Below are 12,603 nucleotides of genomic sequence, written 5' to 3'. Positions count from 1 at the left end.
GTCGCATCCGGCACATACTTCACGGTGACAACGATCCTCAAGCTCACGCCGGCTCTCCTACCCTGTAGTTCCTGAAAGCGACACTATGGCACTCAGTACCCTCTGGCAAGGTACGTGGTGCCAAATGGGCCGCTTCGGTGTTACGTTCCCGGCATGACTGAGGCGACCAGACCGGCCAAGAAAGCGCCGATGCGCGAGGTGCTCGCCGAGGCGGCGTTCCAGCTCTTTCTCGACCGGGGTTTCGAGCAGACCACGGTCGACGACATCGTCGCCCGTGCGGGTGTCGGGCGCAGGTCGTTCTTCCGGTACTTCCCGTCCAAGGAGGACGCGGTCTTCCCGGATCACGAGCGCTGCCTCGCCGACATGACGGCGTTCCTCGAAGAGGCCGACGGCAGCGACCCGGTGGGCACCGTCTCCGACGCGGCGCGCCTCGTGCTGCGCATGTACGCGGCCAACCCCGAGTTCTCCGTGCAGCGTTATCGCCTCACGCGTGAGGTGCCGGGGCTGCGGACGTACGAGCTGTCGGTGGTACGGCGCTACGAGCGCACCCTGGCGGGCTATCTGCGGGAGCGTTTCGAGGGGGAGCGGGACGGCGCGCTGCGGGCCGAGGTGATCGCCGCGTCCGTCGTCGCCGCCCACAACAACGGGCTCCGAACCTGGCTCCGTTCGGGTGGTGAGGGAGACCCGTACGCGGCCGTGGACCACGCTCTGGGGATGGTGCGCGGTGTGTGGAGTGGCGCGGATCGGAGTGCGGCCCTGCCCGCCGCCGAGGACGAAGTCGTCGTGATGGTGGCCCCGAAGGGTGCTCCGATGTGGCAGGTCGTGCAGCGGATCGAATCGGCCTTGGGGCAGGGCTGAGGGCTCGATCCGGGGACGCATCTGACTTGATTTGGCACTCAGTACCTTTACAGTGCGGAACTCAGTGCCATACGGTGCGGAGGCGCCGACGCGATGGTGCGGCGCATCAGAGCCGAGCGCAGGGGGCCGAGCCGTGTCCGAGACAGCAACAGCAACCCACACCGCGCCGATCGGGCACGACGTGTCCCACGCCGCGCCGACCGGCCCCGACGGGACCGGCCTGACGATCCAGCGCTGCCGATGGTGCGGCACCGCCTCGTTCCGGCGGCTGCTGTGTCCGGTGTGCGCGTCGAGCGATCTGCAGGCCGAGCACAGCGACGGTCTTGGCGTCGTCGTGCAGTCCAGCGTCGTGAACCGGTACACGGGGACGGCGCGAAACGAGTCCCTCGTCCGCTTCCCCGAAGGCTTCGTGTTCCGGTGCCGCGTCGTCGGCGCGGCACCGAACCTGGTGTGGATCGGCGCCCGGGTGCGCCCCGTGGCCGGCAGCGACCCCGACGCCGGGGAAGTGGTCTTCGAGCTGTGCGACACGGGCGGACGCACCGACTGGCAGTGACTCTGCCGTATTGCGACAACGGGTGGCCCGGCAACCGCGGGCGGCCGTAAGAGAGGACGATGTTCGATGCGTGAGTTCGGCAGAGTGGGCGTGGTGGGCTGCGGCCTGATGGGATCGGGCATCGCGGAGGTCTGCGCCCGCGCCGGTCTCGACATCCTGGTCGCCGAGCGCGGCGAAGAGGCGCTTGCGGCGGGCCGGTCCCGTATCAGCGCGTCCCTCGACCGCGGCCTGCGCAGCGGCAAGTTGAGCGCGGACGAGCGCGAAGCCGCCCTCGCCAGGTTGGAGTTCACCACCGATCTCGACGAGTTCGCCGACCGTGACCTGGTCGTCGAGGCCGTCGCCGAGCAGCCCGATGTGAAGACCGCCGTGTTCAAGGAGCTCGACCGGGTGCTCGGGGGCGGGGACGCGATCATCGCCTCGAACACCTCCTCCATCCCGATCATCGACCTCGCCGCGGTCACCTCGCGCCCCCAGCAGGTCGTCGGAGTCCACTTCTTCAACCCCGTACCCGTACAGCGCCTCGTCGAGGTCATCCCGACGCAGCTCACCGCGCAGAGCGTCACCGACGCGGTGACGGACTTCGCCGAGCGGCGGCTCGGCAAGACCGTCGTCCACGCCCAGGACCGGGCGGGCTTCGTCGTCAACGCCCTGCTGATCCCGTACCTCGTCTCCGCCGTCAGGATGCTGGAGTCGGGGGCCGCGTCCGCCGAGGACATCGACAACGGCATGGTGCTCGGCTGCGCGCATCCCATGGGCCCGCTGCGCCTCCTCGACCTCATCGGCCTCGACACGGCACAGTCCATCGCGGAGTCGATGTACGACGAGTTCAAGGAGCCGCTGTACGCGCCCCCGCCGCTGCTGCGCCGCATGGTCGCCGCGGGCGCGCTCGGCCGGAAGTCGGGGCGCGGCTTCTACGCGTACGACAGCTGAGCCGGGCGCACTCGGCGCCGGTCAGAAGTCGACGGGGTCCCGGATCAGCGGGCACGTCATGCAGTGTCCGCCGCCTCGGCCGCGGCCGAGTTCCGCGCCGACGATGGTGATGACCTCGACGCCCGCTCTGCGCAGCAGGGTGTTCGTCTGGGTGTTGCGGTCGTAGGTGACGACGACGCCCGGCTCGACCGCGACGGCGTTGTTGCCGCTGTCCCACTGCTGGCGCTCGGAGGCGTAGACGTCGCCGCCGGTCTCGATCACGCGCAGTGCGCCGAGGCCGAGCGCCTTCGCCACGACATCGACGAACGGGCGCGAGCCCTCGTCGGCGATGTGGAGGCCGGACGGATCGCTGCCGGGGCGCAGCGTGAAGGTGTGGACGGCGTCCATGATGGCCGGGTAGAGCGTGACGATGTCGCGGTCGGCGAAGGTGAAGACGGTGTCCAGGTGCATGGCGGAGCGCAGCTTCGGCATACCGGCGACGATGACCTGCTCCGCAGCGCCGTTCCTGAAGAGTTCGGCCGCCACCTGAGTGATCGCCTGCCGTGAGGTGCGCTCGCTCATGCCCATCAGGACGACCCCGTTGCCCACGGGCATGATGTCGCCGCCCTCGAACGTGGCCTGGCCCCAGTCCCGTTCGGGGTCTCCCCACCACACGGTGGAGCCCATGAAGTCGGGGTGGAACGCATAGATCGCCTTCATCAGCAGGGTCTCGTCGTGGCGTGCGGGCCAGTACAGCGGGTTGAGGGTGACGCCCTCGTACAGCCAGCACGTCGTGTCGCGGGTGTAGAGGGTGTTGGGCAGGGGCGGCATGAGGTACTCGCGTACGCCCGTCGACTCGCGGACCAGGGCGACGTAGTCGGAGCGGAACTCGTCCGGCAGGTCGGTGGTGGCAAGCCCGCCGACCAGATACTCGGTGAGACGGTGCGGGCTGAGCTCGTCGAGGAAGGCCCGGGTGTCGTCCATGAGGCCGAGACCGACCTCGTTCGCGACGATCTTGCGGTCCAGGAGCCAGGCCTTCGCCTCGGGGATCAGCATGGTCTCGGCGAGGAGTTCGTGCAGTTCTACGACGTCGACGCCGCGCCCGCGCAGCTTGTTGACGAAGTCGGCGTGGTCGCGCTGGGCGTTCTCCACCCACATCACGTCGTCGAAGAGGAGGTCGTCGGAGTTGGTCGGGGTGAGCCTGCGGTGGGCGAGGCCGGGCGCGCAGACCAGGACCTTGCGCAGCGTGCCGACCTCGGAGTAGACGCCGAGCGCCGGCTCGGCCGTGGTGTCGTTGCTGGTCACGATGTGCCTTTCCAGGGAGTCGGTGCGACGGGCGGGCCGGTCAGAGGCTGATCCAGCCGGCCGCCAGGGCGATGACGCCGAGGACCGCTCCGGCCACGGACACCGCGAGGATGACTAGTTCGGTGGGGGAGAACAGGCGTCTGCCCTGTTCGCGGCGGGCCATCACGAAGAGGACGGTGGCGGGCGCGTAGATGATGAGGGATACCAGGACGAACTTCACCCCGGCCGCGTAGAGAAGGAACGCCGTGTAGACGGTCGCGATGACCGCCACGACGAGTTCGCCGCGCGAGTCGCGGGCCCCGACGGTCAGTTCGTCCGGCCGTAGCGCGATCTTCACGGCGAACGCGGCCGCCAGCAGGAACGGGATCAGCGACAGGGCGCTGGTCAGATCGAGCGCGAAGTTGAACGCGTCGTCCGAGAACGAGGTGATGACCAGGACGACCTGGGAGAGGGCCGTGGTCATCACAAGTGCGGGCACGGGCACGTCGGCGTGGTTCGTACGGGCCAGGAACCGCGGCATGTCCTTGTCCCTGGCGGCGACGAGGAGGACCTCGGCCGACATCAGCGTCCACGCGAGATAGGCGCCGAGCACGGAGATGATCAGGCCGACGCTGACGAACACCTTGCCCCAGGTGCCGACCGCCTCCTCGAGAACGCCCGCCATGGACGGCTGGCGCAGCTCGGCGATCTCGCTCATCGGCAGGATGCCGTACGACACGATCGTGACGGAGGCGAAGACGGCGAAGACGCTCAGGAAACCCAGGACGGTCGCGCGGCCGACGTCCTCGCGGCGTTTGGCGTGGCGGGAGTAGACGCTCGCGCCCTCGACGCCGAGGAACACGAAGACCGTGGCCAGCATCGTCCCTCTGACCTGGGAGAACAGTGAGCCCGCATAGTCGGCGCCGCCGAAGTTCTCCGCGAAGACGTGCGGCTTGAGGCAGAACAGGGCCAGTACGACGAAGACGAGGATCGGCACGACCTTCGCGACGGTGACGACGCGGTTGATCGTGGCCGCTTCCTTGACGCCCCGCCGGATCAGGAAGAAGAACGCCCACAGCCCTGCCGAGGACAGGATGATCGCGAGGGCGGTGTCACCGTCGCCGAGGGCCGGGGCGATCGCGCCGATGGTCGACATGATCAGCACCCAGTACGTCACATTGCCGACGCACGCGCTGGCCCAGTAGCCGAAGGCCGAGAAGAAGCCCAGATATTCGCCGAACCCGGCCTTGGCGTACGCGTACACGCCGGCGTCCAGATCGGGTCTGCGGACGGCGAGCGTCTGGAAGACGAAGGCGAGCATCAGCATGCCGGTGCCGGCGATGGCCCACGCGATCAGCGCGCCGGCCACGCCGGTCTCCTGCGCGAAGCGGCTCGGCAGGGAGAAGACGCCGGCGCCGACCATGGATCCGACGACCATCGTCGTCAGCGTGAGGAGGGTCAGCTTGGCTGTGGGCGACTGCTCGGGCTGGTCGGCGGAAAGGGTGCCTTCTGCCTGCGTCATGTCTTCCTCTGGCCGTGGGGCGTTGGAACCGGCAGAGGACGACCATATTCGCAAAATGTCTGGCATGTCCCATTGGAGGGTTGGGGGCGGCAAGGGGAGTAGCGCCGCGCGCCGAACCGGAAATTCGGGCATATCGTGCATCGAGGAAGCCTTGTGAAGCCTCACGCCTTTGGAAAGGCGCTCCCATGCAGCCCGAACTGACCCCCGCCGTGCTGGCGTCGCTGCGCCGGCCCCGGCACTATCCGGCGGTGTCGGTCCTCGTGCCCACGCACCGGCGGAAGCCGGACAACGCGCAGGACCCCATCCGGCTGCGCAATCTCCTGGCCGAGGCCGCCAAGGAGCTGAAGGCCGATCCCGCGGTGAGCCCTGAGCGCCGCCAGGACATCGTCGAGCAGCTGGATCTGGCGCTCGCGGAGATCGACCTCGACCACGCCGAGGACGGTCTGGCGATCTTCGCCTCGCCGGGCGAGCACCACGTGTGGTCGCTGCCGCGCACCGTCCCCGAACGGGTCGTGCTCGCCGACACGTATCTGACCCGCAATCTCGTCGCCGCGTACAGCGCCGAACAGCCCTACTGGGTCCTCGCCGTCTCGGCGGACCGTGCCGCTCTGTGGAAGGGCGACGCGCGGCGCCTCGTGGAGCAGCACACGGCAGGATTCCCGCTGACCCGGAGCCTCGGCGACCCTGACGCCGAGCGCAAGCAGCGCGTCGGGGACCTGCCGAGCACCTACCGCGACGAGCAGACCCGCCAGTTCCTCCGGCAGGTCGACACGGCGCTCGACGAAGCCCTCGCTCCCACCGCGCGGCTGTACGTGGCCGGTGAGCAGGAGGCCGTCACCCTGCTGAACGAGGTCGGAACGGCCACCGAGCACGCCGTCCCCGTGGCCCACGGCGGACTCGCGAACGCCGATGCGGAGGCGGTGCGGGAGGCGGTGCGGCCCGCCGTCACCGCTCAGGAGCAGCAGAGGGTGGCCGCCACCATGGCGGACATCGAGCGCGCCCGGGGCTGGAAGGAGTACGCCGCGGGCGTGGACGAGGTGTGGGAGCACGTCGCCGCCGGGCGGGTCCGTGCACTGGTCGTCGAAGAGCATTTCCGCACCACCGTCCGGCAGGCCGGAGACCACCTGGTCCCGGCCGAGCCCGGCGACCTGGACGCCCACGACGACATCGTCGACGAGATCGTCGAACGGGCCCTGGAGACGGGCGCCGAGGTGCGCTTCGTCCCTGACGGAACCCTCCCGGACGAGTCGGGAATCGTCGGAATCATGCGCTACTGAGCCAGAGCTTTCGGATAGATGCAAGGAGACGTCTGAATGAGTGCCGGTCCCTCCGGGAAGAAGCCAGCGTCGCGTCGGCGGCGGTCCATGACGGCCGTCCTGGCCGTGCTCGCTGCCACGACAAGCGCCGCGGCCCTCGTGTCGTGCAGCACGGACAGCGGTAACGGCAGTTCGTCGAGCGTCAGCCCGCGCCCTACACCTCCCAATACGGCTTCCTTCTCGGGCACCCCGCCCTCCGCGATGGCGTCGGCCGCCGAGTCTGCCGTCGCCTCCGCGAAGGCGGAGGCCTCGGCGGCGGCGAGCTCCGCGTCGGCCAGGGCCTCCGAGTTCGAGGCGTCCGTGTCGGCCGAGGTGGAACGGGCCAACGCCGCGGCCGCCAGCGAACTCCTGAAGGTCAAGGGCCAGGGCAACGCCATGGCCGATGTCGCCCTCACCGGGAAGCCGCGGTCCCAGACGGGCGGCGTGTTCGCCGTCGTCGTCAACATCACCAACCGCACCGACAAGAAGGCTTCCTACGCCGTGCAGGTCGACTTCAAGGACGCCGACGGCAAGGTCGTCGAGACCCGGTACGTCGGCGCGGAGAACCTCGACCCTGGCGAGCGGGCCCAGCCCCTGGCCATCAGCCGCAAGCCCCCGGAGATGAAGCTGACCGCGAAGATCGCCAAGGCGCAGCGGTACTGAGAGCGCAGTGTTGCTGAGTGCGCAGCGCTACTGAGGGCGCAGTGCTGCTGAGTGCGCAGCGCAACCGAGAAGCGTCTCAGGGCCGGAGCAGCTCGGTGAAGCGTGCGATGTCGACGTTGCCGCCGCTGACGATCACACCGACGCGGCGGCCGCGCAGCTGCCCGGCCAGGGCGCGCGCGGCGGCGAAGCCGAGGCAGCCCGTCGGTTCGACGACGGTCTTCATCCGGGTGTGGAAGATCCGCATGCACTCGACCAGTTGGTCGTCCGTGGCGGTGAGGATGTCGTCCACGCCGTCCTTGATGACGGCGAAGGTGTGCTTGCCCAGGTGCCGCGTCTGCGCGCCGTCCGCGATGGTCTGCGGGGTGTCGATGTCGATGATGCGGCCCTCGCGCAGCGACTGCCTGCCGTCGTCGCCCGCCTCGGGCTCGACGCCGTAGACGGCGCAGCCCGGGGACAGGGCGCGGGCGGCGAGGATCGACCCGGAGAGCAGCCCGCCGCCGCCCAGCGGCACGAACAGCGCGTCGAGTTCACCGACCTCCTCGAACAGTTCCTTGGCCGCGGTGCCCTGACCCGCCATCACGTCCGGGTGGTCGTACGGCGGGATCAGCGTCAGACCCCGCTCGGCGGCGACCCGGTGCCCGATCTCCTCGACGTTCTCCGTGTAGCGGTCGTACATCACGACCTCCGCGCCGTACCCCTTGGTGGCGGCCAGCTTGGCCGCGGGGGCGTCGTGCGGCATGACGATGGTCGCGGGCATTTCCAGGATGGCGGCGGACAGGGCCACGGCCTGTGCGTGGTTGCCGGACGAGTAGGCGACGACGCCGGCGCGGCGCTGCTCCGGCGAGAACTTGGACAGCGCGTTGAACGCGCCGCGGAACTTGAAGGCGCCCATGCGCTGGAAGTTCTCGCACTTGAAGTGGAGCGAGGCGCCGAGTTCGGCGTCGGTGAGGCGCGAGGTGAGCACGGGGGTGCGGTGGGCGTGCGGGGCGACGCGCTCGTGCGCGCGCACGACGTCTTCGTAGGTCGGCAGGTCGGACGGCGTCAGGTCGGCCATGGGGGGCTTCCTCTCAATCGGCAGCTGATCATGTGGCATCCGGGGACATCCGGACATCCGCGTGTCCGGACATCCGGGCGTCCGGGCATACGGCATCCGCCTATTTGGCGTCCGCGTACACCGTCGCCCTCGACACACCCAGGTGGTCGGCGACGATTTCTGCCGACCGGCGTACTTCCATGAAGCCCTGGGCCTTCAACTCCCGTACCAGTTCCCGGCGTTGAGTCGTCCGCAGGGCGCGCGGAGTGGTCGCGCGGTCGGCGGCGAACGCGTCGATGCGGGCGCGGATGGCGTCGCCGTTCGCCGGGTCGAGGGACTCGGCGGGGCCGGCGGCGCCGTCGGAGCGGCCGAAGTGGTCGAGCACGGTGCCGATGCCGTCGAAGACGGTCATGTCGATGTTCAGGCAGAGCGCGCCGGCGTAGTGGCCCCGCTCGTCCTTGATGCCGATCGATGTGCTCTTGACCCGGCGGCCGTCCGCGAACCGGTTCGGATAGTTCGCCACGACCTGCGGGTACGCGTCGTCGGCCAGACGCGCGAGCCCGAGTTCGGTGGCGGGGTCGCCCACGGAACGGCCCGACAGGTTGTTCTCGATGGCGACGATCGCGTGGTCCGGGTCGTCGAGATCGTGCACGACGACCTCGCAGAACGGTGCGAACGTGGCCGCGAGCCCCTTGGCGACCTGCTGGAGCTGCTCCATGAGATGGGTGTGACCGGGTTCGGACATGCTGACAGTTTATAAAGATCTGGACTGTTCGTCCAGAGACCCCGGGTGCTGCCCACGTCGCACGGGCGTCACATGCCCGCAGTCGCCGTCCTCGCCAGCCAGTCGTACGCGGCCTCCGCCGTGAACTCCCGCTGCCCGCCCCGGAACAGCAGCCCCGCAGTGGCGAACGCGGGATCGTCGGCCTGCGCGGCCACGTACGGGATCGCGATGCAGCGCATCCCGGCGGCATACGCGGCCGCCGCTCCCGGAACCGCGTCCTCCATCACTGTGCAGTGCGCGGGCATCACGCCGAGCCTGTGCGCGGCCTCCAGGAACACGTCGGGCGCGGGCTTGCCGTGGGCGACCTCGTCCGCGGAGACGTAGATCCTGAGCTGTGCGTCCAGGCCCGTGCCCGACAGGACCGCGTCGATGGCATCGAGCGGCGATCCGGACGCGACGGCCATCGGCACCCCCGCCTCGTGCAGCCGCTCCACCAACTTCCGCATCTGCGGATATACGGGTGTCCTGGCGCGGGCGAGCGCGAGGTAGCGGGTGCTCATCTCCGTGAGCAGCGCGTCGACCGGGGCCTGGATCCCGTACTTCTGGCGCAGGCTCTCGATGGTCTCCTGGGCGCTGATGCCGACGTAGGACTCGTGTTCCTGCCAGGTGAAGTCCGGGACGCCGTGTTCGGCGAGGGTGCGCCGGCTCGCCTCGAAGTAGTTCGGCTCGCTGTCCACGAGGGTTCCGTCGAGGTCGAGGACGACCGCGGTGCTGCCCAGGGTGCTCATGCGCTCCAGGATGCCAAGGCCGCGGTCACCGGCGCTCGGCGGCGGCCCGGCCGATCGCCTCGACGAGCGGCAGGATCCGGTGCGGCACGCGCTCGCGCAGTGCGACCTCGGTACGGGTGCGGACCACGCCGGGCAGCCGGTTGAGCTGCTGGATGATGTCCTCCAGATGGCCGTTGTCGCGAGCCGCGACGCGGGTCAGGAGGTCTCCTCCGCCGGTGATCGAGAAGGCCTCGATGATCTCCGGCACGCCGGCGAGCGCGTCGCCCACGTCTTCGAGATGGCCCTGCGTGACCTCGATGTGGACGAACGCGAGGACCGGGTGGCCGAGGGCCGTGGGGGAGAGGGCCGGGCCGGTGCCGGTGATCACACCGTCGCGCTCCAGCCGGTCGAGCCGCGCCTGGAGCGTGCCGCGGGCCACGCCGAGAATGCGGGCGTACTCACGCACGCTCGTACGCGGCCGCTCCAGGAGGAGACGCAGGATGCGGGTGTCCAACTCGTCCACGGCCATGGGCTGCGGCCTCCTTCGCGGGGCGGTGATCGCCGGATGACTGTACCAATGGTCCAATGGATCCGGGATTGCGCGGGCCAGTGGAGCGCACCCGGGGAGCAGCTCAGGATCCGGTGCGGGATCCGGTGCGGGGTCCTGTCGAGAGGGGGTCGGTCACGAGATATCTTGATGTCGAGCAATGTTGCAGACGTGGAGCGGAGCACCCGGTGACTGACTCGACCATCATCTATACGCACACCGACGAGGCCCCGGCCCTCGCGACGTATTCGTTCCTGCCCGTGGTCGAGGCCTACGCCTCGACCGCCGGCGTCAGTGTGGAGAGCCGCGACATCTCGCTGGCCGGGCGGATCATCGCCAGCTTCCCGGAGCGCCTCGAGGAGGGCCAGCGCATCGAGGACGCGCTCGCCGAGCTCGGCGAGCTGGCCAAGACGCCCGGCGCGAACATCATCAAGCTGCCGAACATCTCGGCCTCCATCCCGCAGCTGAAGGCGGCCGTCGCCGAGCTGCAGGGTCAGGGCTATGCGCTGCCGGACTACCCGGACGACCCGCAGACCGACGAGGACAAGGACGTCCGCGCCCGTTACGACAAGGTCAAGGGCAGCGCCGTCAACCCGGTCCTGCGTGAGGGCAACTCCGACCGCCGCGCCCCCGCGTCGGTCAAGAACTACGCCAAGGCGCACCCCCACCGCATGGGCAAGTGGACGCCGGAGTCGAAGACCAACGTCGCCACCATGGGCGTCAACGACTTCCGCTCCACCGAGAAGTCCGCGGTGATCGCCGAGCCCGGCACCCTGCGCATCGAGCTGGCGGCCGCCGACGGCACCACCACCGTCCTGCGCGAGTCCGTCCCGGTCCTCGCGGGCGAGGTCGTCGACGCCTCCGTGCTGCGCGTCGCCGCGCTGCGCGAGTTCCTCACGGCGCAGATCGCCAAGGCCAAGGCCGATGACGTCCTGTTCTCCGTGCACCTCAAGGCCACGATGATGAAGGTCTCCGACCCGATCATCTTCGGCCACGTCGTGCGCGCCTTCTTCCCGAAGACGTTCGCGAAGTACGGCGAGGCGCTCGTCGCCGCCGGCCTGTCCCCGAACGACGGCCTCGGCAGCATCCTCAAGGGCCTGGACTCCGTGCCCCACCTGGGCGCCGAGATCAAGGCGTCCTTCGAGGCCGAGATCGCCGAGGGCCCCGCCCTCGCCATGGTCGACTCGGACAAGGGCATCACCAACCTGCACGTACCGTCCGACGTCATCGTCGACGCGTCCATGCCGGCCATGATCCGCACCTCCGGCCACATGTGGGGCCCGGACGGCGAGGAGGCCGACACCCTCGCGGTGCTGCCCGACAGCAGCTACTCCGGTGTCTACCAGGTCGTCCTCGACGACTGCCGTGCCAACGGCGCCTTCGACCCGTCCACCATGGGCTCGGTGCCGAACGTCGGCCTCATGGCGCAGAAGGCCGAGGAGTACGGCAGCCACGACAAGACCTTCGAGATCCAGGCCGCGGGCACCGTCCGCCTCGTGGACGCCGCGGGCAACGTGGTCCTGGAGCAGGAGGTCGCCGAGGGCGACATCTTCCGCGCCTGCCAGACCAAGGACCTGCCGATCCAGGACTGGGTCAAGCTCGCCGTCACCCGCGCCCGCGCGACCGGCAACCCGGCCGTGTTCTGGCTCGACGAGGGCCGCGCGCACGACGCGACGCTCATCGAGAAGGTCAAGACGTACCTGGCCGGCCACGACACGGACGGTCTGCAGATCGAGATCATGGCCCCGGTCGAGGCGACCGCCTTCTCCCTGGAGCGCATCCGCCGCGGCGAGGACACCATCTCGGTCACCGGCAACGTGCTGCGCGACTACCTGACCGACCTCTTCCCGATCCTCGAGCTGGGCACGAGCGCGAAGATGCTCTCCGTCGTCCCGCTGATGAACGGCGGCGGTCTGTTCGAGACGGGCGCCGGCGGCTCCGCCCCGAAGCACGTCCAGCAGCTCGTCAAGGAGAACTACCTGCGCTGGGACAGCCTCGGTGAGTTCCTCGCCCTCGCCGTCTCCTTCGAGCACCTCGCGACCACCACGGGCAACGCCCGCGCCAAGGTCCTGGGCGAGACCCTCGACCGCGCGACCGGCACCTTCCTCAACGAGGACAAGTCGCCGAGCCGCAAGCTGGGCGGCATCGACAACCGCGGCAGCCACTTCTACCTCGCCCTGTACTGGGCGCAGGAGCTGGCCAAGCAGACCGACGACGCCCAGCTCGCCGAGGCGTTCGCGCCGCTCGCCAAGACGCTCGGCGAGCAGGAGCAGACGATCGTCGACGAGCTGATCGCGGTCCAGGGCAACCCGGCCGACATCGGCGGCTACTACCAGCCCGACGCCGCCAAGGCCGCGGCGATCATGCGCCCGTCGGCCACGTTCAACCAGGCCATCGCGTCGCTCGCCTGAGCACTCCCGGTCTGACGTGTTCCGCCCCGGTCGGCTC

Annotated in this window: 12 protein-coding genes; 6 read left to right on the top strand and 6 right to left on the bottom strand. The window is 69.6% G+C overall.

What is annotated here, in order from left to right:
- Positions 1 to 189 precede the first annotated feature (189 nt).
- From CG723_RS42125 to CG723_RS42115, 3 genes are all read left to right on the top strand, one after another.
- Complete coding sequence (locus tag CG723_RS42125) at positions 190 to 858, top strand: TetR family transcriptional regulator (protein WP_100598846.1); 669 nt, start codon at positions 190 to 192, stop codon at positions 856 to 858.
- Positions 859 to 1,039: 181 nt separating this feature from the next.
- On the top strand, positions 1,040 to 1,411 hold the full coding sequence (locus tag CG723_RS42120) for a Zn-ribbon domain-containing OB-fold protein (RefSeq protein ID WP_234374819.1): 372 nt from the start codon (positions 1,040 to 1,042) through the stop codon (positions 1,409 to 1,411).
- A 66-nt stretch (positions 1,412 to 1,477) separates the two neighbouring features.
- Positions 1,478 to 2,341, top strand: coding sequence for a 3-hydroxybutyryl-CoA dehydrogenase (locus CG723_RS42115; protein WP_100598845.1), 864 nt, complete (start codon positions 1,478 to 1,480; stop codon positions 2,339 to 2,341).
- Positions 2,342 to 2,362: 21 nt separating this feature from the next.
- Here CG723_RS42115 and CG723_RS42110 read toward each other — a convergent pair whose 3' ends face one another.
- Together CG723_RS42110 and CG723_RS42105 are read right to left on the bottom strand one after the other, a co-directional pair.
- Positions 2,363 to 3,625 carry an arginine deiminase gene (locus CG723_RS42110; protein ID WP_100598844.1) on the bottom strand — a complete coding sequence of 421 codons (1,263 nt, stop codon included), beginning with the start codon at positions 3,623 to 3,625 and terminating at the stop codon, positions 2,363 to 2,365.
- A 40-nt stretch (positions 3,626 to 3,665) separates the two neighbouring features.
- Positions 3,666 to 5,126, bottom strand: a complete 1,461-nt coding sequence (locus tag CG723_RS42105) for a basic amino acid/polyamine antiporter (protein WP_100598843.1) — start codon at positions 5,124 to 5,126, stop codon at positions 3,666 to 3,668.
- A gap of 185 nt (positions 5,127 to 5,311) precedes the next feature.
- On the opposite strand from CG723_RS42105, the gene CG723_RS42100 reads away from it, so the two are divergent.
- Complete coding sequence (locus CG723_RS42100; RefSeq protein ID WP_100598842.1) at positions 5,312 to 6,403, top strand: baeRF3 domain-containing protein; 1,092 nt, start codon at positions 5,312 to 5,314, stop codon at positions 6,401 to 6,403.
- Positions 6,404 to 6,439: 36 nt separating this feature from the next.
- Positions 6,440 to 7,084, top strand: coding sequence for an FxLYD domain-containing protein (locus CG723_RS42095; protein ID WP_100598841.1), 645 nt, complete (start codon positions 6,440 to 6,442; stop codon positions 7,082 to 7,084).
- Positions 7,085 to 7,160: 76 nt separating this feature from the next.
- On the opposite strand, the gene CG723_RS42090 is transcribed toward CG723_RS42095, so the two are convergent.
- The 4 genes from CG723_RS42090 to CG723_RS42075 form a co-directional block, all read right to left on the bottom strand.
- A complete protein-coding gene (locus CG723_RS42090; protein WP_199842101.1) occupies positions 7,161 to 8,138 on the bottom strand; it encodes a threo-3-hydroxy-L-aspartate ammonia-lyase in 978 nt (325 codons plus the stop codon).
- 100 nt (positions 8,139 to 8,238) lie between these two features.
- Complete coding sequence (locus CG723_RS42085) at positions 8,239 to 8,862, bottom strand: helix-turn-helix transcriptional regulator (RefSeq protein ID WP_100598840.1); 624 nt, start codon at positions 8,860 to 8,862, stop codon at positions 8,239 to 8,241.
- A gap of 68 nt (positions 8,863 to 8,930) precedes the next feature.
- A complete protein-coding gene (locus tag CG723_RS42080) occupies positions 8,931 to 9,629 on the bottom strand; it encodes an HAD family hydrolase (protein WP_100598839.1) in 699 nt (232 codons plus the stop codon).
- 25 nt (positions 9,630 to 9,654) lie between these two features.
- Entirely contained in the window at positions 9,655 to 10,137 is a 483-nt protein-coding gene (locus CG723_RS42075) for an Lrp/AsnC family transcriptional regulator (protein WP_100598838.1), read from the bottom strand.
- Between the two features lie 206 nt (positions 10,138 to 10,343).
- On the opposite strand from CG723_RS42075, the gene CG723_RS42070 reads away from it, so the two are divergent.
- A complete protein-coding gene (locus CG723_RS42070; protein WP_100598837.1) occupies positions 10,344 to 12,566 on the top strand; it encodes an NADP-dependent isocitrate dehydrogenase in 2,223 nt (740 codons plus the stop codon).
- Positions 12,567 to 12,603 lie beyond the last annotated feature (37 nt).

Source organism: Streptomyces sp. CB01635, from assembly GCF_002803065.1.
GTDB lineage: Bacteria > Actinomycetota > Actinomycetes > Streptomycetales > Streptomycetaceae > Streptomyces.
This window is presented reverse-complemented; position numbering and strand designations above follow the sequence as displayed.

Excerpts from the sequence above, each read along its gene's own strand:
- CG723_RS42125 (WP_100598846.1), top strand. The coding sequence starts at position 190 with ATGCGCGAGGTGCTCGCCGAGGCGGCGTTCCAGCTCTTTCTCGACCGG.
- CG723_RS42115 (WP_100598845.1), top strand. The coding sequence starts at position 1,478 with ATGCGTGAGTTCGGCAGAGTGGGCGTGGTGGGCTGCGGCCTGATGGGA.
- CG723_RS42105 (WP_100598843.1), bottom strand. The coding sequence starts at position 5,126 with ATGACGCAGGCAGAAGGCACCCTTTCCGCCGACCAGCCCGAGCAGTCG.
- CG723_RS42100 (WP_100598842.1), top strand. The coding sequence starts at position 5,312 with ATGCAGCCCGAACTGACCCCCGCCGTGCTGGCGTCGCTGCGCCGGCCC.
- CG723_RS42095 (WP_100598841.1), top strand. The coding sequence starts at position 6,440 with ATGAGTGCCGGTCCCTCCGGGAAGAAGCCAGCGTCGCGTCGGCGGCGG.
- CG723_RS42090 (WP_199842101.1), bottom strand. The coding sequence starts at position 8,138 with ATGGCCGACCTGACGCCGTCCGACCTGCCGACCTACGAAGACGTCGTG.
- CG723_RS42085 (WP_100598840.1), bottom strand. The coding sequence starts at position 8,862 with ATGTCCGAACCCGGTCACACCCATCTCATGGAGCAGCTCCAGCAGGTC.
- CG723_RS42080 (WP_100598839.1), bottom strand. The coding sequence starts at position 9,629 with ATGAGCACCCTGGGCAGCACCGCGGTCGTCCTCGACCTCGACGGAACC.
- CG723_RS42075 (WP_100598838.1), bottom strand. The coding sequence starts at position 10,137 with ATGGCCGTGGACGAGTTGGACACCCGCATCCTGCGTCTCCTCCTGGAG.